This is a genomic window from Azoarcus olearius, from assembly GCF_001682385.1.
Classification (GTDB): Bacteria; Pseudomonadota; Gammaproteobacteria; order Burkholderiales; family Rhodocyclaceae; genus Azoarcus; species Azoarcus olearius.
Genome location: NZ_CP016210.1, coordinates 2,248,569 through 2,271,872, shown reverse-complemented (window position 1 = coordinate 2,271,872; position 23,304 = coordinate 2,248,569). Strand labels below are relative to the sequence as shown.

The window sequence follows — 23,304 nt, the reverse complement described above, 5'->3', positions numbered from 1 at the left end:
CGCCGCGGTGCTGAACCCAAACCCCTGACCCCATCCCCACCCTAACCCGGGAGCCTCCGCTGCGCTCCGTCGTTCAGCGGGCGGCAAACGATGTTTGCCGAAACCCCCGCTTCACCCCCTTGAAGGGGAGGGGACAAAACCGAGGCGCCCCCCAAAACCTGTGCTTTGACCGGTCGTTCAGAAAGCAGCACATAGCGCTTCCCAGCCCCCCCCGTATCACTACCCCGAACGGCGCGAGCCGCCATCTCCCCATCCCCCGGAGCCCCCACCTTGCAAACCTCCTACCAAAGCATCTGGGCCGAACTCAGGCAGACCAGCTTCAGCCAGGGCTGGACCGACGCCGGCGGCATCAACACGCGTTACCTGCACTGCGGCGACCGTGCCGCCCCGGCGCTCATCCTGCTGCACGGCGTCGGCGGGCACGCCGAGGCCTACGTGCGCAATCTCAAGTCGCACGGCCGTCATTTCTCCACCTGGGCGATCGACATGATCGGCCACGGCTGGACCGACCTCGCGACCCGCGATCTGGAGATTCCCGCCTACATCGACCACCTGCTGCGCTTCATGGACGCGCAGCGCATCGAGCGCGCCAGCTTCTCCGGCGAGTCGCTGGGCGGCTGGGTCGCCGCGCGCATGGCGATCGACCATCCAGATCGGGTCGAGCGCCTCGTGCTGAATACCGCCGGCGGCTCGCAAGCCGATCCGGTGGTGATGGAGCGGCTCAAGACGCTGTCGCTGCAGGCCGCCACCGACCCGAGCTGGAACTTCATCAAGGCGCGTGTCGAATGGCTGATGGCCGACAAGTCCAAGGCCTACGACGACCTGATCGCCACCCGCCAGGCGATCTACTCGCGCCCGGGCATGGCCGCTGCCATGAAGCACAACATGGTGCTGCAGGACATGGAGACGCGCCTGCGCAACCTGCTGCGCGCCGAGGACTACGCGCGCATCACGGCACCCACGCTGGTGCTGTGGACCTCGCACGACCCCACCGCGAACGTCGCCGAAGGGCGCCGGATCGCGTCGATGATCCCGGGCGCGCTGTTCACCGTGATGGAGGGCTGCGGCCACTGGCCGCAGTTCGAGGACGCCCAGGTTTTCAATCGCATCCATCTCGCCTTCCTGCTCGGCGGCCACGTGCCCGAAGCCGTCGCGGTGGGCGGCTGATTGCGCCGCGGAGGAGACACCGGAATGAGCGCGATGCTGCAATGCATGTCGCATACCCCGCTGAAGGGCTATTTCGACCCGGCGGCGGACGTGGTGGAGGAGGTGGCCGCGCTGGCTGCCGCGGTGCGCGAGGAGGTGGCCCACTTCGATCCCGAGGTGGTCTATCTCTTCGCCCCGGACCACTACAACGGCTTTTTCCTCGACCTGATGCCGCAGTTCTGCCTCGGCATCGAGGCCACATCGGTGGGGGACTACCAGACTCCGAAAGGGCCGTTGCAGGTGCCGCGCGCGCTGGCCGAGGCCTGCGCCGGCGCGGTGATCGCGCGCGGCATCGACCTCGCGTTCTCGTACCGCATGCAGGTGGACCACGGCTTTGCGCAGACGCTGGTGGAAGTGCTGGGCGGGCTCGCCCGCTACCCGGTGGTGCCGATCATGATCAACGCGGTGGCACCGCCGCTGGCGAGTTTCCAGCGCGCGCGCCTGCTTGGCGCGGCGGTGGGTGAGTTTGCCCGCGGGCAGGGCGGGCGCGCGCTCTTCATCGCTTCCGGCGGCATGTCGCACAACCCGCCCATCCCGCAGATCGCCACCGCCACCGACCCCGAGGTGATCGAGCGCATCGTCGCCGGACGCAACCCCACGCCCGAGGCGCGCGCGGCCCGCCAGCAGCGCACGGTTGCCGCGGCGCAGGCGTTCGCCGCGGGCGACAGTCCCTTGCGGCCGCTCAATCCGGACTGGGACCGCGCGCTGATGAAGCGGCTGTGCAGCCGCGACTGGGCGGCGATCGACGCCTACCGCAACGACGAAGTCAGCGCCGCGGCCGGTGCTTCCGCCCACGAGCTGAAGAGCTGGGTGGCCGCCACGGCGGCGATGGAATCCGCGACCGCCGGCCAGTGGGATGCGCGCGAGCGCTACTACCGCGCCATCCCCGAATGGTTGGCGGGCTTCGGCGCCATGTCGGGCCTTGGCCGCCACCCCTGATCGAACACACACATCACACACGGAGAGGACGTTCAGATGCCCCTCGAATCACCCGAAATCGCCGCAGCGGCAGAACTGCTGCACCGGGCCGCCAGCCAGCACCAGCCGATTACGCCGCTGCGCGAGCAGGTCGCCGATACCTCGATGGAGGCCGCCTACGCGATCCAGGCGCACAACACGGCACGCGCGCTGGCCGCGGGGCGCCGGCTGGTGGGCCGCAAGATCGGCCTGACCTCACCCGCCGTGCAGCGCCAGCTCGGCGTCGATCAGCCGGACTTCGGCATGCTGTTCGCCGACATGGCCGTAGGCGACGCCGAGCCGGTGGCGCGCTGGCGGCTGATCCAGCCCAAGGTGGAGGCGGAAATCGCCTTCGTGCTCGGCCATCCGCTCGAACGCGAACGCCACACCTATGCCGACATCCTGCGCGCCATCGACTTCTGCGTGCCGGCGGTCGAGATCGTCGACTCCCGCATCGCCGACTGGCGCATCAGCTTGTTCGACACCATCGCCGACAACGCCTCGTCCGGCCTCTTCGTGCTCGGCGGCAACCCGGTGCGGCCCGGCGCCTTCGACATCGGCCGCTGTGCGATGCGGATGAGCGAGGGCGAACGCGTGGTATCCGAAGGCAACGCCCGCGCCTGCCTCGGCAACCCGCTCAACGCCGCGGTGTGGCTGGCCGACATGCTGGTCCGCGTCGGCCAGCCGCTGCAGGCCGGCGACATCGTGCTGACCGGTGCGCTCGGCCCGATGGTCGCGGTCGATCCGCAGCGCCCCCAGCGTTTCCTCGTGGATATCGAAGGACTGGGCCACGTCGAGGCTAGCTTCGAATGACCCCTGGGCCGGGAGACGCAGACCTCCCGTCCGCCCCTGTACGACCCCAACCCCAGTGAGTGCAAGCATGAACAAGATCAAATGTGCCTTGATCGGTCCGGGCAACATCGGCACCGATCTGCTCTACAAACTCAAGCGCAGCCCGGTGCTGGAGCCGGTGTGGATGGTGGGCATCGACGCCGCCTCCGAAGGCCTGGCGCGCGCCCGCGAGCTCGGGCTCAAGACCACCGCCGACGGTGTCGATGGCCTGCTGCCGCATGTGAAGGCCGATGGCGTGCAGATCGCCTTTGACGCCACCTCCGCCTATGTCCATGCCGAGAACAGCCGCAAGTTGAATGAACTCGGCGTGCTGATGATCGACCTCACGCCCGCGGCGATCGGCCCCTTCTGCGTGCCGCCGGTCAATCTCAAGGACCACGTCGGCCGCGGCGAGATGAACGTGAACATGGTCACCTGCGGCGGCCAGGCCACGATCCCGATGGTCGCGGCGGTGAGCCGCGTGCAGCCGGTGAAGTACGGCGAGATCGTCGCCACCGTGTCGAGCAAGTCGGCCGGCCCCGGCACGCGCAAGAACATCGACGAATTCACCCGCACCACCGCCGGCGCGGTCGAGAAGGTGGGCGGCGCCAAGGTCGGCAAGGCCATCATCATCCTCAACCCCGCCGAGCCGCCGCTGATCATGCGCGACACGGTGCATTGCCTGACCGAGACCGAGCCCGACCAGCAGAAGATCACCGACTCCATCCACGCGATGATCCGCGAGGTCCAGAAGTACGTGCCGGGCTACAAGCTGGTCAATGGCCCGGTCTTCGATGGCAACCGCGTCTCCATCTACCTCGAAGTCGAAGGCCTGGGCGACTACCTGCCGAAATACGCCGGCAACCTCGACATCATGACCGCCGCCGGTGCCCGCACCGCCGAGATGTTCGCCGAGGAAATCCTCGCCGGCCGTCTCACCCTCGAATCCAACCGCGCCGTGCTGGCTTGAATCAGGAGAAAACCATGGACCTTCGCGGCACACGCATCACCGTTCACGACATGACCCTGCGCGACGGCATGCACCCCAAGCGCCACCTGATGACGCTCGAGCAGATGAAGACCATCGCCCAAGGGCTCGATCAAGCGGGCATCCCGCTGATCGAAGTCACCCACGGCGACGGCCTGGGCGGCAGCTCGGTGAACTACGGCTTTCCGGCCCACACCGACGAGGAATACCTCGGCGCGGTGATTCCGCTGATGAAGCAGGCGAAAGTCTCGGCACTGCTGCTGCCGGGCATCGGCACGGTCGATCACCTGAAGATGGCGCATGAACTCGGGGTGAACACCATCCGCGTCGCCACCCACTGCACCGAGGCCGATGTCTCCGAGCAGCACATCAGTTACGCCCGCAAGCTCGGCATGGACACCGTGGGCTTTCTGATGATGGCCCACATGAACAGCCCCGAAGGGCTGGTGCAGCAGGCGAAGCTGATGGAGAGCTATGGCGCCAACTGCATCTACGTGACGGACTCGGCCGGCCATCTGCTGCCCGACACGGTGAAGGCGCGCATCGGCGCGGTCCGTGCGGCCTTGAAACCCGAAACCGAACTCGGTTTCCACGGCCACCATAACCTCGCGATGGGCGTTGCCAACTCCATCGCCGCGATCGAAGCCGGGGCGACCCGCATCGACGCCGCGGCCGCGGGGCTGGGCGCCGGGGCCGGCAACACCCCGATGGAGGTGCTGATCGCGGTGTGCGACCTGATGGGCATCGAGACCGGCGTCGATGTGTTCAAGATCCAGGACGTGGCCGAAGACCTCGTGGTGCCCATCATGGACTTCCCGATCCGCATCGACCGCGATGCGCTCACGCTGGGCTACGCGGGCGTCTATGGCTCCTTTCTGCTCTTTGCCAAGCGCGCCGAGAAGAAGTACGGCGTGCCGGCGCGCGAGATCCTGGTCGAGATGGGCCGGCGCGGCATGGTCGGCGGCCAGGAGGACATGATCGAGGACACCGCGATCACGCTGGCGAAGGCGCGCGCGGCCGCCTGAACGCGACCACACGGCAGGCCGCGCCTTCAGCGCGGCCCACATCCAAGGAGAGCGAGACGATGAAAACAATGAAGGCGGCCCGCCTGCACGAGATCGGCGGCAGCTTTGCAATCGACGAAGTCCCGGTGCCTAAACCCGGCCCGCAGGACGTGCTGGTGCGCGTGGAGGCGTGCGGACTGATCCCCAACCTGCGCAACGTCGTCACCCATTTCCCCACCTGGTATCCCTTCCTGCCGCTGCCGGCGCTGCCGGCCATCTTCGGGCTGGACGCCGCCGGCACCGTGGCTGCGGTGGGGGAGGGGGTGAAGTCGGTGCGGCCGGGCGATCGGGTGTACGTCAATCCCGGCCTGTCCTGCGGGGAATGCCGCTACTGCAAGCAGGGCGAGCCGACGCGCTGCGACGCCTACACCTTCATGGGCTACTTCGGTTTCGGCAAGGGCTCACAGGCGCTGTTCGAGCGTTATCCCTACGCCGGCTACGCCGAATACATGACGGCGCCGGTCGCCAACCTGGTCCGCCTGCCGGATCAGGTCAGCAGCGCGCAGGCGGCCCGCTTCGGCTACATGGGCACCGCCTACTCCGCGCTGCGCAAGGCCGCGCTGCAAGCGGGGCAGAGCGTGCTGATCCTCGGCGCGACCGGCACCCTGGGCGTCGGCGCGGTGCTGCTGGCGCTGGGATTCGGCGCCGCCCGCGTGGTGGTCGTGGGGCGCGACCGCGCACTGCTCGACCGCCTGCTGCGGCTCGATCCGAAGCGGGTCGTGCCGCTGCCGCTGGATGGACAACCGATCCATCCGCGCGTGCGCGAGCAGGTTCCGGGCGGCGTGGACGCGATGCTCGACACCCTGGGCGCCAAGGCGCCCGCGGAACTCTCGGTGGATGCGATGCAGGCGGTGGCGCGCGGCGGCCGCATCGTCCAGATCGGCGGCGTTGCGGGGCCGATCCCGATCGACCCGCACCCCTTCATGTGCGCGCAGTTGCAGTACATCGGCTCGCTCTGGTTCACCGCTGCCGAGGGCGACGAAATGCTGGCGATGATCGAAGCCGGCCTGGTGGACCTGAGCGTGCTGGAACCGCGCCCATATCCGCTGGAAGCCTTGAACGAGGCGCTGGAAGACATCCAGACCCAGGCCAACGGCTTCACCAACTTCCACATCGCCCACCGCTGACCTGCAGCGCCGGTCGTTCGCCGCGACCGGCGCCTGCGACAAGGACATCGCCCATGACGCCCCGACGCATCGTGACCGGCCATGACGAACGTGGCCGCTCCACCATCCTTTACGACAGCCCGCTGCAGGGTGGCGCTTTTCGCCACACGCCCGGCTTCGAGGTGAACATCCTGTGGCGCACGCCGCCGCTGCCGACCATCGCGCCGCGCGCCGACGACGCCGGCGCAGCGATCGCTTCGGTGCTGCCGGACGCCGGCGGCACCACGGCGCTGCTGGTGTGCTTTCCGCCTGACAGCGCACCGGGGGCGGACTTCGATCCGGCCGCCGCAGGCGCCGAATTCGCCGAACGCCTGCCCGGGCTGGCCGAGTGCTTCGAACCGGACGCGCCCGGCTTCCATCGTTCGGCGACGATCGACTACGGCGTGGTCATCGAAGGCGAGATCTGGCTGGAGCTGGACGACGGCGTCACCCGCCATCTGCGCCAGGGCGACGTGATCGTCCAGCGCGGTACGCGGCACGCCTGGCGCAACCGCGGCAGCAAGCCGGCGCGGCTGTTATTCACGCTGATTGGCGCCGAATCGGGCTGAGCGGACCGCGCCCGGCGCAGCTCAGGCCGCCTCGCCGCCGTCCTGCGCACGCGCGCTCAGCAGGCCGCTGTTGCGGATCACGTCGAGCGAGCGGCGGACGTGCTGGCCGATCACCTCGGCCAGGGCGTCGCCCTTGCGCGCGAGCGCCAGCGTGAAGATCTGCTCGTGCTCCGCATGCACCGAGCCCGGCCGCGGCCCGGACAAGGCCGACACCCGCCGGTAGCGCTCGGCCTGCAGGTGGAGCATGGCGCGCAGGCTGAGCAGCCGGGGAGAGCCGCAGGCGGACACCAGCGCCTCGTGGAATTCGAAGTTGCGCAGCTCCCACTCCTCATAGACATCGGCGGTGCGGGCAGCCAGGCGCTCCTCGGTGCGCGTGAGCTTGTGAAAGGCGCTGACGAGGCGCGCCTCCCAGTCGTCGTCGCCGCGCAGCAGGCTTTGCCGCGCGGCCTCCGCCTCCACCAGCGAGCGCACGTAGGAGAGATCGGTCAGGTCCTCCAGCGACATCGGCGCCACCGAGAACCCGCGCTGTCCCTGCGCCACCACCAGGTCGTCGGACACCAGCAGGGCGAGCGCCTCGCGCAGCGTGCCGGAACTGGCCGCATAGCGCGTCTTGAGCTGCTCGATGCGCAGCCGTTCGCCGGGCGGATGAACGCCCAGCACGATGTCGCGCCGGATCTGGCGGTACGCCGCCTCGATCAGCGTGGACGGCGGCTCGGCGGAGGCGGATGAAACGGCGGAAAGCAGGGATTCGAGCGGCATCGCGGGCGGGGTCGGAAGCAGGTGCCGAAATCATATCAAGCGCGTGTTGACAACACTACGAACAAAAGACAATCTAATTAAAAATTTTTTTCTAATTTAAATCTCGAGATTTATAAGAGACGGACAGCGAGGCGATGCCCGAGCGGACGTCCGGCCCCCAAGGAGTGCTTCAATGAGCCAGAACAATCCCGAACTGGGATCGAGCATCGAGATCGGTTCGGTCCGCACCAACTACCACGACCTCGGCAAAGGCTTTCCGGTGCTGATGATCCACGGCTCCGGCCCCGGCGTCAGCGGCTACGTCAATTGGCGCACCGTGATGAACCCGCTCGCCGAAAAGCGCCGGGTGCTGATTCCGGACATGCTCGGCTTCGGCTTCACCGAACGTAAGCCCGACCAGCATTACGACGTGGATGCATGGATCGAACAGGCGATCGGCCTGCTCGATGCGCTCGACCTGCCGCGCGCCGACATCGTCGGCAACTCCTTCGGCGGTGCGCTGGCGCTCAAGCTCGCCATCCGCCACCCCAAGCGCATCCGCCGCATCGTGCTGATGGGAAGCGCGGGGCTGGATTTTCCGCTGACCGAGGGCCTGGACGCGGTGTGGGGCTACGAGCCCTCGCCGGAGAACATGCGCCGCATCCTCGACATCTTCGCGTTCAACCGCAGCCTGATCACCGACGACCTCGCGCGGCTGCGCTACGAGGCCAGCATCCAGCCCGGCTTCCAGGAAGCCTTTGCCGCGATGTTCCCGCCGCCGCGCCAGCGCTGGGTGAGCGCGCTCGCCAGCGCCGAGGACGACCTGCGCCGGATTCCGCACGAAACCCTGCTGGTGCATGGGCGCGAGGACAGGGTGATCCCGCTCGCCAGCTCGGTCACGCTGGCCGGGCTCATCCCGCGCGCGCAGCTCCATGTGTTCGGGCGTTGCGGCCACTGGACGCAGATCGAGCAGGCCGCGCGCTTCATCCGGCTGGTCGCGGATTTTCTCGACGAGGCCGACAGCGCCGAACCGCGCCCCCTCGACTGAACGACCCCGGCGCCGCCTGGCGCCCCTGCACAAACAAGGAAGGACGATGACGAAGGGAATCGAAGGACGCTGGGAGATCGTCTCCTGGCGGCAGGAATACGATGACGGCCGCTGCGTGCACCCGTTCGGCGAAACACTGGAAGGGTTCATCGACTACAGCCGAGACTCGGACGCGATGTTCTGCGTGCTGTCGCGCAAGCCGCGCACCGCGTTCACCACCGGCGGCCAGTGGGACGCGGCCGATGCCGACAAGGCGCGCGCTTACGACGAATACCTGACCTACGCCGGCCGCTACAGCTTCGATGGGGAGCAGGTGACCCACCATATTCAGCAGTGCATCTTCCCCAACTGGCAGGGCACCGCGCAGCGCCGCAAGGTGGTCCGCACGAGCGACGACGAGATCACGCTGGTGGCGCGCATCGAAGAAGGTACCAGCGAGGCGCGCACCGCGATCCTCGCCTGGCGACGCGCGGCCGGCGGCCGCGCCTGACGACAAGAGGGAGAGGCGACGAACATGGCACAGGTAAAAAGACTGGCCTACATCCAGATCGAAACCGAAGACGTGGCGGCATGGACCGCCTTCGCGCGCAATGTGCTGGCCTGTGAAGTGGTGGACGGCAGCAACGAGGCCGAGGCCTGCCTGCGGGTGGACGACCGCCCGTGGCGCATCCACCTGACCCGCGGACCGCGCAACGACATCGTTGCGCTCGGGCTGGAAGCAGACACCCTCGCGGACGTGGAAGCCCTGCACCAGGGGCTGGCCGCCGCCGGGCACGCGGTGGAGGTCGGTTCGGCCGAGGCCTGCAAGGCGCGCGGCGTGCAGGCACTGCGCCGGTTTGCCGACCCCGCCGGGCTTGCCGTCGAACTGTCCTGCGGATCACTCGTGCGTCCCCAGCAGCCCTTCCACGCGCCAGTGGCACACGGGGGCTTCGTCACCGGCGGCCAGGGCCTCGGCCATGTGATGCTGGTGGTGGAGAACGTGGCCGAGGTGCACGACTTCTACTGCCGCCTGCTCGGCTTCACCACCAGCGACTTCGTCTCCACCGCCGACTACGGCGGGCGCAAGGGCGACTTCGTCTTCATGCGCTGCAACGAACGTCACCACAGCCTCGCAATCGGCTATCTTCCGATCGGCAGGCGGCTTGGCCACCTCATGCTGCAGGTGCGCGAATTCGACGATGTCGGCCGCGCCCTCGACCGTGTGCATCGCCACGGGGCCAGGCAGACGCGGGCGCTGGGCCGCCATATCAACGACCAGATGTTCTCGTTCTACGTGCAAAGCCCGTCGGGCGCGCAGATCGAATACGGCTGGGGCGGCCTGGAAGTGGATGAAGGCAGTCACGAGGTGCGGACCTACGACGTCACCAGCGCGTGGGGCCACCAGCACCTGAACACCTGATGCAGCACCGGGCCGTTCGCGGCCCCGCCGGCCCGGGGCCGGCTTGCAGATCGCGCCTCCGGCATCGCCAGACCCGCAACGAGCGGGCAGGGGGCGCGCCCCTCAGAGAGACACGAGGAGTCAGACGTGGATTTGCATGGATGGGATGTCGGCCGCACCGACCACGCCGCGATGGCCAGCTTCGAACGCTTCCATACCCGCGACATCGAGGAGGCAAGGCGCTGGGGCACCCGCGTCTTCTGTGAAAACCAGCTGCGCAGCCTGGACGCGCGCAAGCCGGTCGATGCGCGGATGTACTACCGCAAGCTCAAGGGCATCGGCATTGGCCGCATGAGCTACGGCGGCGAGGTGACCATCGACCCCGGCCAGCTCGACACCTTCTATCTGGTGCAGATGCCGTTGTGCGGTGGCGAAAGGGTGGAGAGCGCCGGCGCGGTGACGATGTCCTCGCCCAACACCGGCACCGTGCTCAACGCCCACTGTCCGATCCGCATCCGCCACGGCGAGCGCACCGAGAAGCTGATCGTGCGGGTAGACCGCGACCTGCTCGAACGCCAGTGCAGCCAGCACCTCGGCCGCACGCTGCAGCGGCACATCACCTTCGACACCGCGATGCCGCTGGATACCGGCGGCGGCATCCGCTGGATGCGCACGATCGCGTGGCTGCTGGAGAACCTGCGCGACGAGGACGGCCCCGCGTCGCCGCTGCTGTCGGCCCAGATCGAGCAGATGCTCGTGACGATGCTGCTGGTGTGCCAGCCCAACAACTACTCCGGCGCGCTCCATGAAGATGTCCGCACCGTCACCCCGGCTTTCGTGCGGCGCGCGGAACACTACATCGACGAGCACGCGCACGAAGCGATCACCGTGTGCGATATCGCCGAGCACGTCGGCGTCAGCAGCCGCTCGCTGTACACCGGCTTCCGCAAATACCGCAACACCTCGCCCATGCTGTACCTGAAGGAAACCCGCCTGAACCGGGTGCGCGAACAGTTGCTGAGCACCGAACCGGGGCGCACCACGGTGACTGCGGTGGCCTACCAGTGGGGATTCGGCCACCTCGGCCATTTCACCACCGACTACAAGCGCCGCTTCGGAGAAAGCCCCTCCGAAACCCTGGCCCGCTAGCGCCCCTTGCCGGCCGGCACGAACACTGCTTGGATGCGGGCCGACGGCAACGCAGGAACCGGGGGAGGGCGGAGGCTCAGGACGATGGACAAGGGTATGCAGCTCAGCGGGCCGGCACCGGCCACCTACTGTTCCCGCGATGTGGATGAAACACGCCGCATCGTCGCGGGCATCTATTGCGATCACCGGCTCGAACAACTGCGCGGCAGCGAATGCCTCGACTATCACCACGTCCACCAGCGCGTGGGCGCGGTCAGCTTCAGCCAGATGCGCTACGGCGCCGACGTGATGGTGGCGCCCGGCAGCCTGCAGTCCTTCTTCCTCATCCAGGTGCCGCTGTCGGGCCGCGACCGGATGCGCATCGACGGTGCGGAACTGGACAGCGACCCCCGCCACGCCACGGTGCACGCGCCCCATAGCGGACTGACGATGAACTGGAGCGGCGACTGCACCAAGTTCGTGGTCCGGATCGAACGCGACGCACTCGAACGGCACGCCTCCGCGCTCGCCGGCCGCGACGTGAGTCGCACGATCGCCTTCTGCAATCGCGTCGACCTGCAGGACCCGATGGCGCGCAGCTGGGTCAGCACCGCCCAGCACCTGTTCGGCGAACTGCGCAGCAATCCCGCGCTGGCAGACCAGCCGCTGGTCAGCAACCACATCGAGCAGCTATTGCTCACCACCGCGCTCAACTGGCTGCCCGGCAGCTTTGCCAACGCCACCTCGGGCGGGGCGCGGCTGGTGCTGCCGCGTCATGTCCGCCGGGCGGAGGAGTTGATGCGCGGCTGCCCCGAGCAGCCGATCACGATGGAGTCGCTGGCGGCGCACGTCGGCGTCAGCGCACGCACGCTCTACGACGGCTTCCGCAATTTCCTCGGCGTCAGCCCGATGCGCTACCTGCGCGACCTGCGCATGGAACGGGCGCGCGCCGACCTGCTGGACCCCGCCCAGCCCGCCAGCGTCACCACCATCGCCACCCACTGGGGCTTCTTCCAGCTCGGCCGTTTCGCCGCGGACTACCGTCGCCGCTACGGCGAGCACCCGCGTGAAACGATGGCGCGGCGCGCCTGAGCGGGGCCGCCGCCACCGCGGTTTCTCATTTCTGCAATTCGTGCACGTCGGCTGCACTCCGCGCATATTGCGCGGCGCGCCGCTGGGTGAAATTGGCACCGTCTTCGATAACGAAGCCGCCACTTTCAACCCACGGAGCAAAGCCAGATGCGCAAGATCACCATCATCGGAGCCGGGCAGGCCGGCCTGCAGCTCGGCATTGGACTGCTGTCCAAGGGCTACCACGTCACCCTCGTTTCCAACCGCAGCGGCGAAGACATCGCGCGCGGGCGGGTGATGTCCAGCCAGTCGATGTACGACATGGCCGTCGGCTACGAACGGGCGCTGGGCCTGGCATGGTGGGACGACACCTGTCCGCCCATCTCCGGCGTTCATATGCGCGCCGGCAACAGCGCGGGCGAGACCTTCGTCGACTGGCGCTCGCGCATGCGCGCACCGGGGCAATCGGTGGACCAACGCATCAAGATGCCGGCCTGGATGCGCGAGTTCGAACGCCGCGGCGGCACGCTGGTGATCGAGGAAGCGGACCTTGCCGCGCTGGAGCGCTACGCGGAGTCTGCCGACCTGGTGCTGGTGGCCAGCGGCAAGGGCGAGATCGGCCAGCTCTTCGAGCGCGACGCCGAACGCAGCACCTTCGACCGCCCGATGCGGACCATCTCGCTGACCTATGTGCACGGCATGAAGCCGCGCAGCGACTACTCCGCGCTCAACATCAGCATCAACCCGGGCATCGGCGAGTACGTGAACTTTCCCAGCCTGACGCTCTCCGGGCCCTGCGACATCATCAATCTGGAGTGCATCCCGGGCGGTCCGATGGACCGCTGGAACGAAGTCTCGACCCCGGCCGAACACCTCGAGCTTGCGGTGGAGCTGATCCGCGAGTTCTTCCCCTGGGAGGCGCCGCGCTGCGAACGCCTGAGCCTCACCGATGACCTCGGCACCCTGGTCGGGCGCATTCCGCCCACGGTGCGCAAGCCGCTCGGCAAGCTGCCCTCCGGCCGCAAGGTGCTCGGCATGGCCGACGTGCTGGTGCTGAACGATCCGATCACCGGCCAGGGCTCCAACAACGCGAGCAAGTGCGCGATGCTCTACCTGGACGCGATCCTCGCCCACGGCCAGCGCCCCTTCGATGCCGACTGGATGCAGCAGACCTTCGAGCGCTACTGGGAGTACGCGCAGTGGGTGGCGCGCTTCACCAACACCCATCTGCTGCCGCCGCCGGATCGCGTGATGAAGGTGTTCGGCGCCTGCGGCCAGAACCCCGCGCTTGCCGGCCGCGTCGCCAACGCCTTCGACGATCCGCGCAGCCTGTCGCCCTGGTACTACGACGACGCGGAGGCCGACCGCTTCCTCGAATCGTTCGCGCAACCGGCATGAGCACCGCGACCTACGGCCCGGCAACGGGCACGCCCGCCTTCCTCAGGCGCGCGGGCGAAGCGGACGGCCCCGGCGCGGCCATCGAACCCGGCGCGCTGCGCCGCGCCTTCGGCCACTTTGCCACCGGCGTCACCATCGTCACCACGCGGGACGCCGGGGGCGCGCCAGTGGGCGTCACCGCCAGCAGCTTCAACACGGTGTCGCTGGCGCCCCCGCTGGTGCTGTGGAGCGTGGCGCGCAACGCCTACAGCTTCTCCGCCTTCGCGCAGGCCGATCACTTTGCGGTGCACGTGCTGGCGGCCGGCCAACGGGATCTGTCGGACCGCTTCGCCCGCCCCGCCACGGACAAGTTCGGCGGCCTGGCGCTGGGGCAGGGCCACGGCGGCGTGCCCTTGCTGCCGGGCGCGCCGGTGGTCTTCGAATGCGCGGCAGAACACCGCTACGAAGGCGGCGACCACCTGATCCTGGTCGGCCGCGTGCTGCGCATCACCGAGTCCGACGCCGCCGATGCGCCGCTGCTGTTTCATCGCGGGCGCTATGCCGGGCTGGCGCAAGCCGCCGGCTGAATCGCCCCGGCGGTCCCCGGCCTACGCCCGCTCACCCGTTCCCGCCGCTTTCTTGCGCTGTCGGGATAAACCCGGAACGGATGGGAGCGCGGGTGGGGCAGGGGCTGCCTAGCATGGTTTCCAACGCTGCGCCCCGGCGCAGTGCGCTTTCCTCACCCCCCGGGGCCCAGCCCCGCACCCAGATCCAGGAGATCGAGATGTCAGACGAACCGGTCATCCGCCGGCGCACCGTGGCGCAGGGACACGCGATCAGCGAGGCCCGCGTCAATAACACCCGCACCCAGAGCCAGTACCAACCCTACAAGGACGCCGCCTGGGGTTTCATCAACCACTGGTACCCGGCCGTGTTCAGCAAGGAACTGGCCGAGGACGAGGTCAAGGGCATCCAGATCTGCGGCATCCCCATCGTGCTGCGCCGGGTCGACGGCAAGGTCTATGCGCTGAAGGACCAGTGCCTGCACCGCGGCGTGCGCCTGTCCGAGAAGCCGATGTGCTTCAACAAGAAGACCATCTCGTGCTGGTACCACGGCTTCACCTTCGACCTGAAGGACGGCCGCCTCTCCACCATCGTCGCCAACCCGGACGACAAGCTCGTCGGCACCACCGGCATCACCAGCTACCCGACCGAAGAAGTCGCCGGCATGGTCTTCGTCTTCGTGCGCGAGGACGGCTTTCCCGATTCGGACGTGCCGCCGCTGGCCGACGACCTGCCGTTCCGCTTCCCCGAGAACAGCGAGCGCTTCCCGCATCCGCTGTGGCCGGCCGCCCCAAGTCTGCTCGACGACAACGCGGTCGCGCTCGGCATGCACCGCACCGGCTACGGCAACTGGCGCATCGCCTGCGAGAACGGCTTCGACAACGCCCACATCCTGGTCCACAAGGACAACACCATCGTCCATGCGATGGACTGGGTGCTGCCGCTGGGCATCCTGCCCACCCGCGACGACTGCATCACCGTGGTCGAGGATGAAAAGGGCCCCAAGGGCATGATGCAGTGGCTCTTCACCGACCGCTGGGCGCCGGTGCTGGAGAACAAGGAGCTGGGCCTCAAGGTCGAGGGCCTCAACGGCCGCTTCTACCGCACCTCGGTGGTGCTGCCCGGCGTGCTGATGGTGGAGAACTGGCCGGGCGAGCACATCGTGCAGTACGAGTGGTACGTGCCGATCACCGATGACCTGCACGAGTACTGGGAAGTGCTGGTCAAGGTCTGCCCGGACGAGAAGGCGCGCGCCGACTTCGACTACAAGTTCGAGCGCGTCTACAAGCCGCTGTGCCTGCACGGCTTCAACGACTGCGACCTCTACGCCCGCGAGGCCATGCAGAACTTCTACGCCGATGGAACCGGCTGGGACGACGAGCAGCTCGTGGCCACCGACATCTCCCCGATCACCTGGCGCAAGCTCGCCTCGCGCTGGAACCGCGGCATCGCCAAACCCGGCAAGGGTGTGGCGGGGGCGGTGAAGACGCACAGCATCCGGTTCAAGGACACCGCCGCGGGGAAACCGCCGGGGTACTTCGTGGAGCAGATCGAGGACTGAGCGGCGCCGTCACTCCCTCCCCTTGAAGGGGGCGGAGGCGGGGTTTCGCAGAGCACTGCTCTGCGCCGCCGAAGCGAAGACTCCCGGTCGGTTCTGTCCCTCCCCCTTCAAGGGGGAGGCTAGGAGGGGGATGGGGTTCCGTTCAGAGCTGAACCAAGCCCTTAACGCCTCAACCCCATCCCCACCCTAACCCTCCCCTTGAAGGGGAGGGGACAAAACCGCGGCGCTCCATCGTTCAGCGGACGGCAAACGATGTTTGCCGAAACCCCAGCTTCACCCCCTTGAAGGGGAGGGGACAAACCCAGCGCTCCGTCCTCACCGCTTGAAGGGAAGGTCGCCTCAGCGCCTCCCCCACTACCCCCCAAGACCAGAGAGCCCCCCATGACCGCCACCCATACCGTCAAGCTCCGCTTCGCCGACGGCGCCATCCGCGCGCTTGAAGTCGGTGCGGAGCAGACCGTGCTCGACGCGGCGCTGGCCGCCGGCGTGCCCTTGTTGCACCAGTGCCGCTCCGGCAGCTGTTCCAGCTGTCTGTCCCATCTCGTCGAGGGCGAGGCGCTGCCCCGTCCCGGATCGAGTTCGACCCTGCTTGCGAGCGAGTTTGCCGCCGGCCAGCGCCTCCTGTGCGTGACCCAGCCCAGGGGCGATTGCACCTTCGAACTCGGCTACGGCAGCGAGGAGGGCGCCCAGCCGGTGGTCGAGGCCCATGCCTTCGTCAATGCGATCGAGCCGATCGCCTCCAACGTCGTCAAGCTCTCGCTCGAACTCGCCGAAGGCAGCTGGCTCGCCTGCCGCCCGGGGCAGTTCATCCAGGTGGAAGTGCCGGGCGCCGGCGTGCTGCGCAGCTATTCGCCGGTCAGCACCGAGGCCGACCTGCCGCGGCTGGACCTGCTGATCCGGCTGCTGCCGCAGGGCGCGATGACCTCCTGGCTGACCTGCGGCGCCAAGGTCGACGACGTGGTGCGCATCACAGGCCCCTACGGCGCCTTCTTCCTGCGCGAAAAGCGCCGCGCGCCGCACATCTTCGTCGCCGGCGGCACCGGGCTTGCGCCCGTGCTGGCCATGATCGACCGCATCCGCCAGCTCGGCGGCCGCAAACCGCCGATGCTGCTGTCGTTCGGCTGCGCCACCCCCGACGTGCTGTTCTACCTCGACGAACTCGAACTGCGCCGCCAGTGGCTGCCGATGCTGGAAACGCGCATCTGCGTCGACCGCGGCAGCGAGGGCGACTTCCACGAAGGCAGCCCGGTGTCGGCGCTGACCGCCGCCGACGTGCGCGACCCGGACACCGTCGCCTACCTTTGCGGCCCGCAGGGAATGATCGACGCGGCGACCCAGCGCCTGATCGAGCTGGGCGTCGCGCCCGACAACATCTTCAGCGAGCAGTTCGTCCCCAGCAACTGACCCCACCCGGAGCCCAACACCGATGAGCCAGACCACGCCCGTTCCGTTTTCCGCACAACAGCAGCAATGGTACGAACAGGCCTGCGCCCGCATCGACGCGGAGCGGCTGAAGCAGTTGCTGTTCTCCATCACCGACATCCACAGCCCCACCGGCATGGCGCGCGCCGCCAGCGAATTCATGGCCGCGCGGCTGGCCACGGCCGGCCTCAAGTCGCGCTACATGCCGATGACCGAGACCAGCGGCAACGTGCTCGCCGAATACCGCGGCAGCGGCGGCGGAGCGGCGCTGATGCTGTACGCGCCGATCGACACCCATCTCGACTGCGACGACGCCGAGCGCGAATGGACCGGCGGCGCCACCGACGCCGACATGCAGCCGCGCGCCAAGCTGGTCGGCGACTGGGTGTACGGCCTCGGGTCGTCCAACCACAAGGCGATGGTGGCGACGCTCACCGAAATCGCCACCGCGGTGGTCGAATCAGGCGTTCCGCTGCGCGGCGACCTGCTGGTGGGCATGGCCGACGGCGGCATGCCGGTGGATATCTCCGCACGCCAGCACGCCGGCATGTCCAACGGCGTCCTCCACCTGCTCAACCGCGGCGCCGCGGCGGACTTCGCGGTGGTGATGAAGCCGTGGAACTGGGTCTATCACGAGGAGCCCGGCATGGGCTGGTTCAAGCTGCGGGTGCACGGCACCCTGGGCTACGCCGGCGTCCCGCGCGGCACGCCGGGTTTCCGCAGCTCGGTGGTCCCCGCCGCCGCGGTCATCGAGGAACTGGAACGCTGGCTGGTCGGCTACTCAGAGTGCAACACCTCCGGCGTGGTCGCACCGCACGGCTGGATCTCCGGCGTGCGCTCGGGCGACCCGGAACGCGCGGCCTTTCCGTCCGCCGTCACCGAGATCTTCTTCGACGTGCGCATCAATCCGCGCACCACCCCGGCCGACGTGAAGGCCCAGTTCGCCGCCTTCGTCGCCGACCTGCAATCCCGCCGTCCCGAACTGAAGCTGGACTGGGAGATGTACGGCTCCGTCCCCGGCGGCACCACCGACGAGCGCAACTGGGTGATCCAGTCCGCGCGCCGCGGCTGGGAACACATCGAAGGCCGCCCGCACGGCGTGCCCGACCTGCTCGGCGGCCAGACCGACGGCACCGCGCTGCGCCGCTACGGCGTGCCCACCGCCCGCATCGGCTGGCCGTGGCCGGCACAGGGGGCGACGGAGCCGGTGGCCGAAGGGCTGGGCGGGATGGGGGCGACCTACGTCCCGGATCTGCTGCCGTGCGCGCGAAAGATCATGTACGTGGTGATCGACACGCTGACGCGGGGGAGGGAGGAGCTGGGGTTGTGAGGGCGGCCGCGGTTTCACCCCCTTCAAGGGGGTGAAGCAGCGGTATCTGCATAGACGGTTCCAGCCCGATGAACGAAGGAGCAAATACGCCCGGGCTGGACCGATGTGCTCCCTCCCCTTCAAGGGGGTGAAGCGGGGGTTTCGGCAAACATCGTTTGCCGCCCGCTGAACGACGGAGCGCAGCGGAGGCTCCCGGGCGGGGGTGGGGATGGGGTTTGGTCCAGCGCGGGGCCAATCCCATCGCCCTACCAAGCCAAGCGCTTCGCTTCGTCGTTGGACAGGCGAGGGGGCCGCGCAAACCCCATCCCCACCCCAACCCTCCCCTTGAAGGGGAGGGGGAAGAACCCCAAACGCCGCCAACCGGAGAACAGCCATGCCCAGAAAAATCAAAATGATCTTCCCCGTCCCGATGAGCGACGCCACGCGTCCGATGGTGGAATCCCAGCTTCCGCCCGGTGTGCGTCGGCCCGACATCGAGGTGGAATTCGTCGGCGCCGGCCGGGTAATGACGCTGGCCGACAGCTACTACGACATGGCCATCATGGAGATGGCGGTGATCGAGGCCGGCATGCGGGCGCAGGACGACGGTTTCGACGCGGTGTGCATCAACACCGTCAGCGACTCCGGTCTTGCCGCGCTGCGCGCGCGGCTTTCCATCCCGGTGCTGGCGCCGGGGCAGAGCGCCTTTCACCTTGCGGCGATGCTCGGCCACCGCTTCTCCATCCTCACCATGTGGCCGCGCTGGTATCCGCTGTATCGCAAGACCATCAAGGAATACGGGCTGGAGTCGCGACTCGCCTCGATCCGTTCGATCGACGTGCGGCCCGACGCCTCCGCGCTGCTCTCCGGCAAGGAGGAGGTCTTGTTCGGCAAGCTGGAGGAGGCCGCGCGCGACGCCATCGCCAAGGACGGCGCCGACGTGATCGTGCTCGGCTCCACCACCATGCACCAGTCCCACGCCCATCTCGCCGCGCGCCTGCCGGTGCCGGTGCTCAACCCCGGCGTGGTCGCCTACAAGCTGTGCGAACTCTTCCTCGACCTCGGCCTCGCGCACAGCAAGCTCGCCTACCCGTCGCCCGAAACCCTCAAGGACGAGGCCTTCCACGCTGCAAGCAAGGAGGTGAACACATGAGCACCGCACACCTGGAGACGCCCGCAAGCCGCTTCGTCACGGTGGACGGCCTGCGCCTGCACTACCAGCAGATCGACGGCCCGCAGGACAGCCTGCCGGTGATCTTCACCCACGGCGGCGGGCCGGGCAGCACAGGCTGGAGCAATTTCCGCCTGTCGGCGCAGGCGTTCGCCAAGCACCACCGCTGCTACTTCCTCGACCTGCCGCAGTACGGCCAGTCCGACATGGTGGTGGTCGACGGGCCGGTGTTCAGCTGGCATGCGCAGAAGCTCCTCGGCTTCATGGACGCGCTCGGCATCACGCGCGCGCATCTGGTGAACCAGAGCTTCGGCGGCTGTGTCGCGATCCGCCTCGCGGTGGACCACGGCGAGCGCCTCGGGCGGCTGGTGATGATCGGTTCGCAGCCGGTGGCGCAGGGCGTCATCAACCCGCTGCCGCTCGCCAGCAAGCACGCGCGCGGCATCTTCCCGGACTACTTCCGCGACACCGGCGGCCCCAGCCTGGAGAAGATGCGGGCGCTGATCGCCCGCCTCGAATTCCACGACGACAGCCGCGTGGACGACGAGAACGTGCGGCTGCGCTACGAGGCCAGCATCAACCCGGCCTTCCTCGACCTGATCAAGACGCCGGGCTTCTTCGGCCGGCCGGAAGACCTCACCGCGCTGCTGCCGCAGGTGAAGGTGCCGACGATGATCTTCTGGGGCCTGCACGACTGGTTCGGCGGCATCGACGTGCCGATGCTGATGCTCAACCGCTTCCGCGATGCCCGGCTGCATGTCGTCGGCAATGCCGCGCATCACCTGCAGACCGAGCGGCCGGACGAGTTCAACGCCGCCGCGCTCGCCTTTCTCGGCGGGTACGCCGCATGAGCCGCACGGCCCCCGAACTGCATTACCTGGAGATCGCCGAACTCGCGCCACTGCTGCGCGCCGGCGACATCTCGCCGCTGGCACTGACGCGCCACATGCTGGCGCGCATCGACGCGCTCGACAGCCGCCTGCACGCGTATGCCCGCGTCACCGCGGACGAGGCCTTGGCCGCCGCCGCGCAAGCCGAGGCGGACATCGCGGCCGGCCGCTACCGCGGACCGCTGCATGGCGTGCCTGTCGCCGTGAAGGACCTGTTCTGGACGCGCGGCACCGTTACTGCCCGCGGCACCACGGTGCTCGCCGACTTCGTGCCCGATGAGGACGCCACGGTGGTGCGGCGCCTGCGCGAGGCGGGTGCGGTCATCCTCGGCAAGCTGCAGATGACCGAGGGCGCCTTCGCCACCCCGCATCCCGACCTCGCCGCGCCGCTCAACCCCTGGGGCGCGGACCACTGGACCGGCGCCTCCTCCAGCGGCTCCGGCGTCGCCACCGCCGCCGGCCTGTGCTTTGCCGCACTCGGCACCGACACCGGCGGCTCGATCCGCTTTCCGGCCGCGGCCAATGGGCTCTCCGGGCTGAAACCCGGGTGGGGCAGGGTGAGCCGGCACGGCGTGTTTCCGCTGGCGCCCACGCTGGACCACGTGGGCCCGATGGCGCGCAGCGTGCGCGACGTGGCGCTGATGTATCAGGCGATCGCCGGCCCCGATCCGCTCGACCCGACCTCGCTCGACGACGCGCCGCGGGCTGCTGGCCATAGCGGCCTGGCCGGCTTGCGGGTCGGCATCGACGCCGCCTGGAACGTGCGCGGCTCCGACGCCGAGGTGCTTGCCGGCTGCGCCCGCCTGCGTGAAGCCCTGGTGGCGGGCGGCGCCGAGATCGTGGAGCTCGAGCTGCCGGAGTCCTGGCCGCTCGCCGGCGCGTGGGAGCTGTTGTGCGGCGTGCAGACGGCGGTGGCGCACGCGGCCACCTATCCCGCCCGCGCCGCGGACTACGGCCCCGCGCTGGCGCGGCTGATCGAGGTCGGGCGCGCCGCCAGCGCGATGGACTATCACCGCGCCCAGCTCGCCGCGCTGGATTTTGGCGGACGGCTGGAGCGCGCCCTGGCCGGTGTCGATCTGCTGCTCGCGCCGGTCCAGCCCTTTGCGGCGCCCACGCACGCGCGGCTCGGCGAACTGGCGCAGAGCCCGGAACTGAACCAGCGCCTGATCCAGTTCACCGCGCCGCTCAACATCAGCGGCTCGCCGTCCCTCGCGCTGCCCTGCGGCAGCACCGCCGCCGGCCTGCCAGTGGGCTGCCAGCTGATCGCGCGCAAGGGCGGCGAAGCCACGCTGCTCGCGGCCGGCGCCGCGCTGCAGGCCATCACCCACTGGCACCGCGCGCACCCGCCGCTGTGAAACGCCCCGACCCCGCACACACAAGCCCCACAGGAGAAACCGCATGACCTCGACCCGCACCACCGAGGGCCCCGGCCTCGCCGCCGGGCCCACGCTTGCCGAAGCGGCGGCCCGCATCGCCGCCGGCAGCCTCAGCTGCGAAGCGCTGATGCGCGACTGCATCGCGCGCGCGCAGGCGCACCCGGAACTCAACATCTTCATCACGCTCGACGCCGACAACGCGCTCGCCGCCGCGCGGCGGGCCGACACCGCGCGCGCGGCGGGCCAGCCGCAGGGCCCGCTCGCGGGGCTGCCGATCGTCGTCAAGGACAACATCCACGCCGCCGGGCTGCCCGCCACGGCAGGCACGCCGGCGCTGGCGGACTTCGTTCCGGCCCAGGACGCGCCCACGGTGCGCAAGCTGCGCGAAGCCGGCGCGGTCATCCTCGGCAAGACCAACATGCACGAGCTGGCCTTCGGCGCCACCGGCTACAACCACGCCTTCCACCACCCGGACAGCGTGGGCGTGCGCAACCCCTACGATCCAACCCGCATCGCCGGGGGTTCGTCGTCCGGCAGCGCCGCCGCGCTCGGCGCGCGGATGGCGGTCGCGGCACTCGGCACCGACACCGGCGGCTCGATGCGGATTCCGTGCGCGCTCAACGGCTGCGCGTCGCTGCGGCCGTCGTGGGGCCGCTACTCCGGCCAGGGCGTGATCCCGATCGCCAACAGCCGCGACACGGTCGGCCCGATGGCGCTGTGCATGGCGGACGTCGCGCTGCTCGATGCGCTCATCAGCGGCGAGCAGGCGCTGCACCCGGTGCGGCTCGACAGCCTGCGTCTCGGCGTGGTGGACAGCTTCTGGGCCAACCTCGACGACGACACCCGGGCGCTGACCGACGCCGCGGTGAAGAAGCTCGAAGCGGCCGGTGTGCGCTTCATCGAAGTACCGGATGCGCGCTTGAAGGAACTCAACGAGCCGATCGGCTTCGCCGTGGTGTTCCACGAAGCCTACGACGACATGGTGGCCTACCTGCGCGAGCAGGGGCCGGGAATCAGCATCGAGACCTTGTACGAACAGATCGCCAGCCCGGACGTGAAGGGCCTGTACCGGGATCTGGTGCTGGCGCGCAAGACCTTCGGCCCCGGCGGCACCCTGGTGGATGTCGGCCCCGCCTACCAGGAAGCGGTGCGCCACGGCCGGCCCGCACTCAAGGCGCGCTACCGCGAGCTGTTCGAGCGCTACCAGCTCGACGCCTTCGTGTTTCCCACCACGCCCGTGGTGGCGCCGCTCGCACGCCCGGAGGTGAGCCTGCCGGAGAACTTCCAGGCGCTGATCCAGAACACCGAACCCGCCGCCAGCGCCTGCCTGGCGTCGATCCAGTTGCCGATCGGGCTGGGTCCGCGCACCGGGCTGCCGGTGGGCATGGAACTGGACGGCCCGGCGGGTGGCGACCGCCGGCTGCTGTCGATCGGCATGGCGCTGGAAGCGGTGCTGGGGCGGGTGGCGTCGGCGTTCTGATCCCGTGCCCGCACAAACACAGGCCCGCTGC

General features: G+C 68.9%; 22 protein-coding genes. 21 read left to right on the top strand and 1 reads right to left on the bottom strand.

All coding sequences use genetic code 11. The annotated features are described in order from the left end of the window. Window positions 1-270: 270 nt before the first annotated feature. The 7 genes from dqs_RS10470 (at window position 271) to dqs_RS10440 (ending at window position 6,760) form a co-directional block, all read left to right on the top strand. On the top strand, window positions 271-1,167 hold the full coding sequence (locus dqs_RS10470) for an alpha/beta fold hydrolase (RefSeq protein ID WP_065340441.1): 897 nt from the start codon (window positions 271-273) through the stop codon (window positions 1,165-1,167). A gap of 24 nt (window positions 1,168-1,191) precedes the next feature. Then, window positions 1,192-2,145, top strand: coding sequence for a 3-carboxyethylcatechol 2,3-dioxygenase (locus dqs_RS10465; RefSeq protein ID WP_065340440.1), 954 nt, complete (start codon window positions 1,192-1,194; stop codon window positions 2,143-2,145). A 36-nt stretch (window positions 2,146-2,181) separates the two neighbouring features. After that, window positions 2,182-2,976 (top strand): 2-keto-4-pentenoate hydratase, encoded by a 795-nt coding sequence (locus dqs_RS10460; RefSeq protein WP_065340439.1) that lies wholly within the window; start codon window positions 2,182-2,184, stop codon window positions 2,974-2,976. Window positions 2,977-3,043: 67 nt separating this feature from the next. Next, complete coding sequence (locus dqs_RS10455; protein ID WP_065340438.1) at window positions 3,044-3,964, top strand: acetaldehyde dehydrogenase (acetylating); 921 nt, start codon at window positions 3,044-3,046, stop codon at window positions 3,962-3,964. A gap of 14 nt (window positions 3,965-3,978) precedes the next feature. Beyond that, window positions 3,979-5,007: a 4-hydroxy-2-oxovalerate aldolase gene (gene dmpG / locus dqs_RS10450; RefSeq protein WP_065340437.1), complete on the top strand. Its 1,029-nt coding sequence runs from the start codon at window positions 3,979-3,981 to the stop codon at window positions 5,005-5,007. Window positions 5,008-5,066: 59 nt separating this feature from the next. Beyond that, a complete protein-coding gene (locus dqs_RS10445) occupies window positions 5,067-6,173 on the top strand; it encodes an alcohol dehydrogenase catalytic domain-containing protein (protein ID WP_011765704.1) in 1,107 nt (368 codons plus the stop codon). A gap of 53 nt (window positions 6,174-6,226) precedes the next feature. Continuing rightward, window positions 6,227-6,760 carry a cupin domain-containing protein gene (locus tag dqs_RS10440; protein ID WP_011765703.1) on the top strand — a complete coding sequence of 178 codons (534 nt, stop codon included), beginning with the start codon at window positions 6,227-6,229 and terminating at the stop codon, window positions 6,758-6,760. 21 nt (window positions 6,761-6,781) lie between these two features. Here the strand turns inward: dqs_RS10440 and dqs_RS10435 are convergent, their stop codons facing one another. Further along, a complete protein-coding gene (locus tag dqs_RS10435; RefSeq protein ID WP_011765702.1) occupies window positions 6,782-7,519 on the bottom strand; it encodes a GntR family transcriptional regulator in 738 nt (245 codons plus the stop codon). Window positions 7,520-7,691: 172 nt separating this feature from the next. Between dqs_RS10435 and dqs_RS10430 the strand changes: the two genes are divergently transcribed. The 14 genes from dqs_RS10430 (at window position 7,692) to iaaH (ending at window position 23,273) form a co-directional block, all read left to right on the top strand. Continuing rightward, a complete protein-coding gene (locus dqs_RS10430; RefSeq protein ID WP_065340435.1) occupies window positions 7,692-8,546 on the top strand; it encodes an alpha/beta fold hydrolase in 855 nt (284 codons plus the stop codon). Window positions 8,547-8,592: 46 nt separating this feature from the next. Continuing rightward, window positions 8,593-9,036 carry a lipocalin-like domain-containing protein gene (locus tag dqs_RS10425; protein ID WP_065340434.1) on the top strand — a complete coding sequence of 148 codons (444 nt, stop codon included), beginning with the start codon at window positions 8,593-8,595 and terminating at the stop codon, window positions 9,034-9,036. A gap of 24 nt (window positions 9,037-9,060) precedes the next feature. Next, a complete protein-coding gene (locus dqs_RS10420; protein ID WP_065340433.1) occupies window positions 9,061-9,945 on the top strand; it encodes a VOC family protein in 885 nt (294 codons plus the stop codon). A gap of 126 nt (window positions 9,946-10,071) precedes the next feature. Beyond that, window positions 10,072-11,073, top strand: a complete 1,002-nt coding sequence (locus dqs_RS10415; RefSeq protein ID WP_011765698.1) for an AraC family transcriptional regulator — start codon at window positions 10,072-10,074, stop codon at window positions 11,071-11,073. An 84-nt stretch (window positions 11,074-11,157) separates the two neighbouring features. Beyond that, on the top strand, window positions 11,158-12,144 hold the full coding sequence (locus dqs_RS10410) for an AraC family transcriptional regulator (RefSeq protein ID WP_011765697.1): 987 nt from the start codon (window positions 11,158-11,160) through the stop codon (window positions 12,142-12,144). A 147-nt stretch (window positions 12,145-12,291) separates the two neighbouring features. Then, window positions 12,292-13,521: a styrene monooxygenase/indole monooxygenase family protein gene (locus tag dqs_RS10405; RefSeq protein WP_065340432.1), complete on the top strand. Its 1,230-nt coding sequence runs from the start codon at window positions 12,292-12,294 to the stop codon at window positions 13,519-13,521. Continuing rightward, entirely contained in the window at window positions 13,518-14,087 is a 570-nt protein-coding gene (locus dqs_RS10400) for a flavin reductase family protein (RefSeq protein WP_084018421.1), read from the top strand. Before dqs_RS10405 ends, dqs_RS10400 begins: the two co-directional genes overlap by 4 nt. Window positions 14,088-14,284: 197 nt before the next feature. Then, the gene (locus tag dqs_RS10395) at window positions 14,285-15,625 is read left to right on the top strand and encodes a Rieske 2Fe-2S domain-containing protein (RefSeq protein WP_065340431.1); all 1,341 of its coding nucleotides are present in this window, start codon (window positions 14,285-14,287) and stop codon (window positions 15,623-15,625) included. Window positions 15,626-16,006: 381 nt separating this feature from the next. After that, entirely contained in the window at window positions 16,007-17,029 is a 1,023-nt protein-coding gene (locus tag dqs_RS10390) for an FAD-binding oxidoreductase (protein WP_065340430.1), read from the top strand. Between the two features lie 22 nt (window positions 17,030-17,051). Further along, window positions 17,052-18,377, top strand: a complete 1,326-nt coding sequence (locus tag dqs_RS10385) for a M20 family metallopeptidase (protein WP_065340429.1) — start codon at window positions 17,052-17,054, stop codon at window positions 18,375-18,377. A gap of 391 nt (window positions 18,378-18,768) precedes the next feature. Next, entirely contained in the window at window positions 18,769-19,509 is a 741-nt protein-coding gene (locus dqs_RS10380) for an aspartate/glutamate racemase family protein (protein WP_236778677.1), read from the top strand. Further along, window positions 19,506-20,378: an alpha/beta fold hydrolase gene (locus tag dqs_RS10375; RefSeq protein ID WP_065340427.1), complete on the top strand. Its 873-nt coding sequence runs from the start codon at window positions 19,506-19,508 to the stop codon at window positions 20,376-20,378. Before dqs_RS10380 ends, dqs_RS10375 begins: the two co-directional genes overlap by 4 nt. Continuing rightward, on the top strand, window positions 20,375-21,772 hold the full coding sequence (locus tag dqs_RS10370) for an amidase (protein ID WP_065340426.1): 1,398 nt from the start codon (window positions 20,375-20,377) through the stop codon (window positions 21,770-21,772). Before dqs_RS10375 ends, dqs_RS10370 begins: the two co-directional genes overlap by 4 nt. Before the next feature lie 43 nt (window positions 21,773-21,815). Further along, entirely contained in the window at window positions 21,816-23,273 is a 1,458-nt protein-coding gene (gene iaaH, locus dqs_RS10365) for an indoleacetamide hydrolase (RefSeq protein ID WP_065340425.1), read from the top strand. The last annotated feature ends 31 nt before the right edge of the window (window positions 23,274-23,304 follow it).

Excerpts from the sequence above, each read along its gene's own strand:
- dqs_RS10465 (WP_065340440.1), top strand. The coding sequence starts at position 1,192 with ATGAGCGCGATGCTGCAATGCATGTCGCATACCCCGCTGAAGGGCTAT.
- dqs_RS10460 (WP_065340439.1), top strand. The coding sequence starts at position 2,182 with ATGCCCCTCGAATCACCCGAAATCGCCGCAGCGGCAGAACTGCTGCAC.
- dqs_RS10455 (WP_065340438.1), top strand. The coding sequence starts at position 3,044 with ATGAACAAGATCAAATGTGCCTTGATCGGTCCGGGCAACATCGGCACC.
- dmpG (WP_065340437.1), top strand. The coding sequence starts at position 3,979 with ATGGACCTTCGCGGCACACGCATCACCGTTCACGACATGACCCTGCGC.
- dqs_RS10445 (WP_011765704.1), top strand. The coding sequence starts at position 5,067 with ATGAAAACAATGAAGGCGGCCCGCCTGCACGAGATCGGCGGCAGCTTT.
- dqs_RS10440 (WP_011765703.1), top strand. The coding sequence starts at position 6,227 with ATGACGCCCCGACGCATCGTGACCGGCCATGACGAACGTGGCCGCTCC.
- dqs_RS10435 (WP_011765702.1), bottom strand. The coding sequence starts at position 7,519 with ATGCCGCTCGAATCCCTGCTTTCCGCCGTTTCATCCGCCTCCGCCGAG.
- dqs_RS10430 (WP_065340435.1), top strand. The coding sequence starts at position 7,692 with ATGAGCCAGAACAATCCCGAACTGGGATCGAGCATCGAGATCGGTTCG.
- dqs_RS10425 (WP_065340434.1), top strand. The coding sequence starts at position 8,593 with ATGACGAAGGGAATCGAAGGACGCTGGGAGATCGTCTCCTGGCGGCAG.
- dqs_RS10420 (WP_065340433.1), top strand. The coding sequence starts at position 9,061 with ATGGCACAGGTAAAAAGACTGGCCTACATCCAGATCGAAACCGAAGAC.
- dqs_RS10410 (WP_011765697.1), top strand. The coding sequence starts at position 11,158 with ATGGACAAGGGTATGCAGCTCAGCGGGCCGGCACCGGCCACCTACTGT.
- dqs_RS10405 (WP_065340432.1), top strand. The coding sequence starts at position 12,292 with ATGCGCAAGATCACCATCATCGGAGCCGGGCAGGCCGGCCTGCAGCTC.
- dqs_RS10400 (WP_084018421.1), top strand. The coding sequence starts at position 13,518 with ATGAGCACCGCGACCTACGGCCCGGCAACGGGCACGCCCGCCTTCCTC.
- dqs_RS10395 (WP_065340431.1), top strand. The coding sequence starts at position 14,285 with ATGTCAGACGAACCGGTCATCCGCCGGCGCACCGTGGCGCAGGGACAC.
- dqs_RS10390 (WP_065340430.1), top strand. The coding sequence starts at position 16,007 with ATGACCGCCACCCATACCGTCAAGCTCCGCTTCGCCGACGGCGCCATC.
- dqs_RS10385 (WP_065340429.1), top strand. The coding sequence starts at position 17,052 with ATGAGCCAGACCACGCCCGTTCCGTTTTCCGCACAACAGCAGCAATGG.
- dqs_RS10380 (WP_236778677.1), top strand. The coding sequence starts at position 18,769 with ATGATCTTCCCCGTCCCGATGAGCGACGCCACGCGTCCGATGGTGGAA.
- dqs_RS10375 (WP_065340427.1), top strand. The coding sequence starts at position 19,506 with ATGAGCACCGCACACCTGGAGACGCCCGCAAGCCGCTTCGTCACGGTG.
- dqs_RS10370 (WP_065340426.1), top strand. The coding sequence starts at position 20,375 with ATGAGCCGCACGGCCCCCGAACTGCATTACCTGGAGATCGCCGAACTC.
- iaaH (WP_065340425.1), top strand. The coding sequence starts at position 21,816 with ATGACCTCGACCCGCACCACCGAGGGCCCCGGCCTCGCCGCCGGGCCC.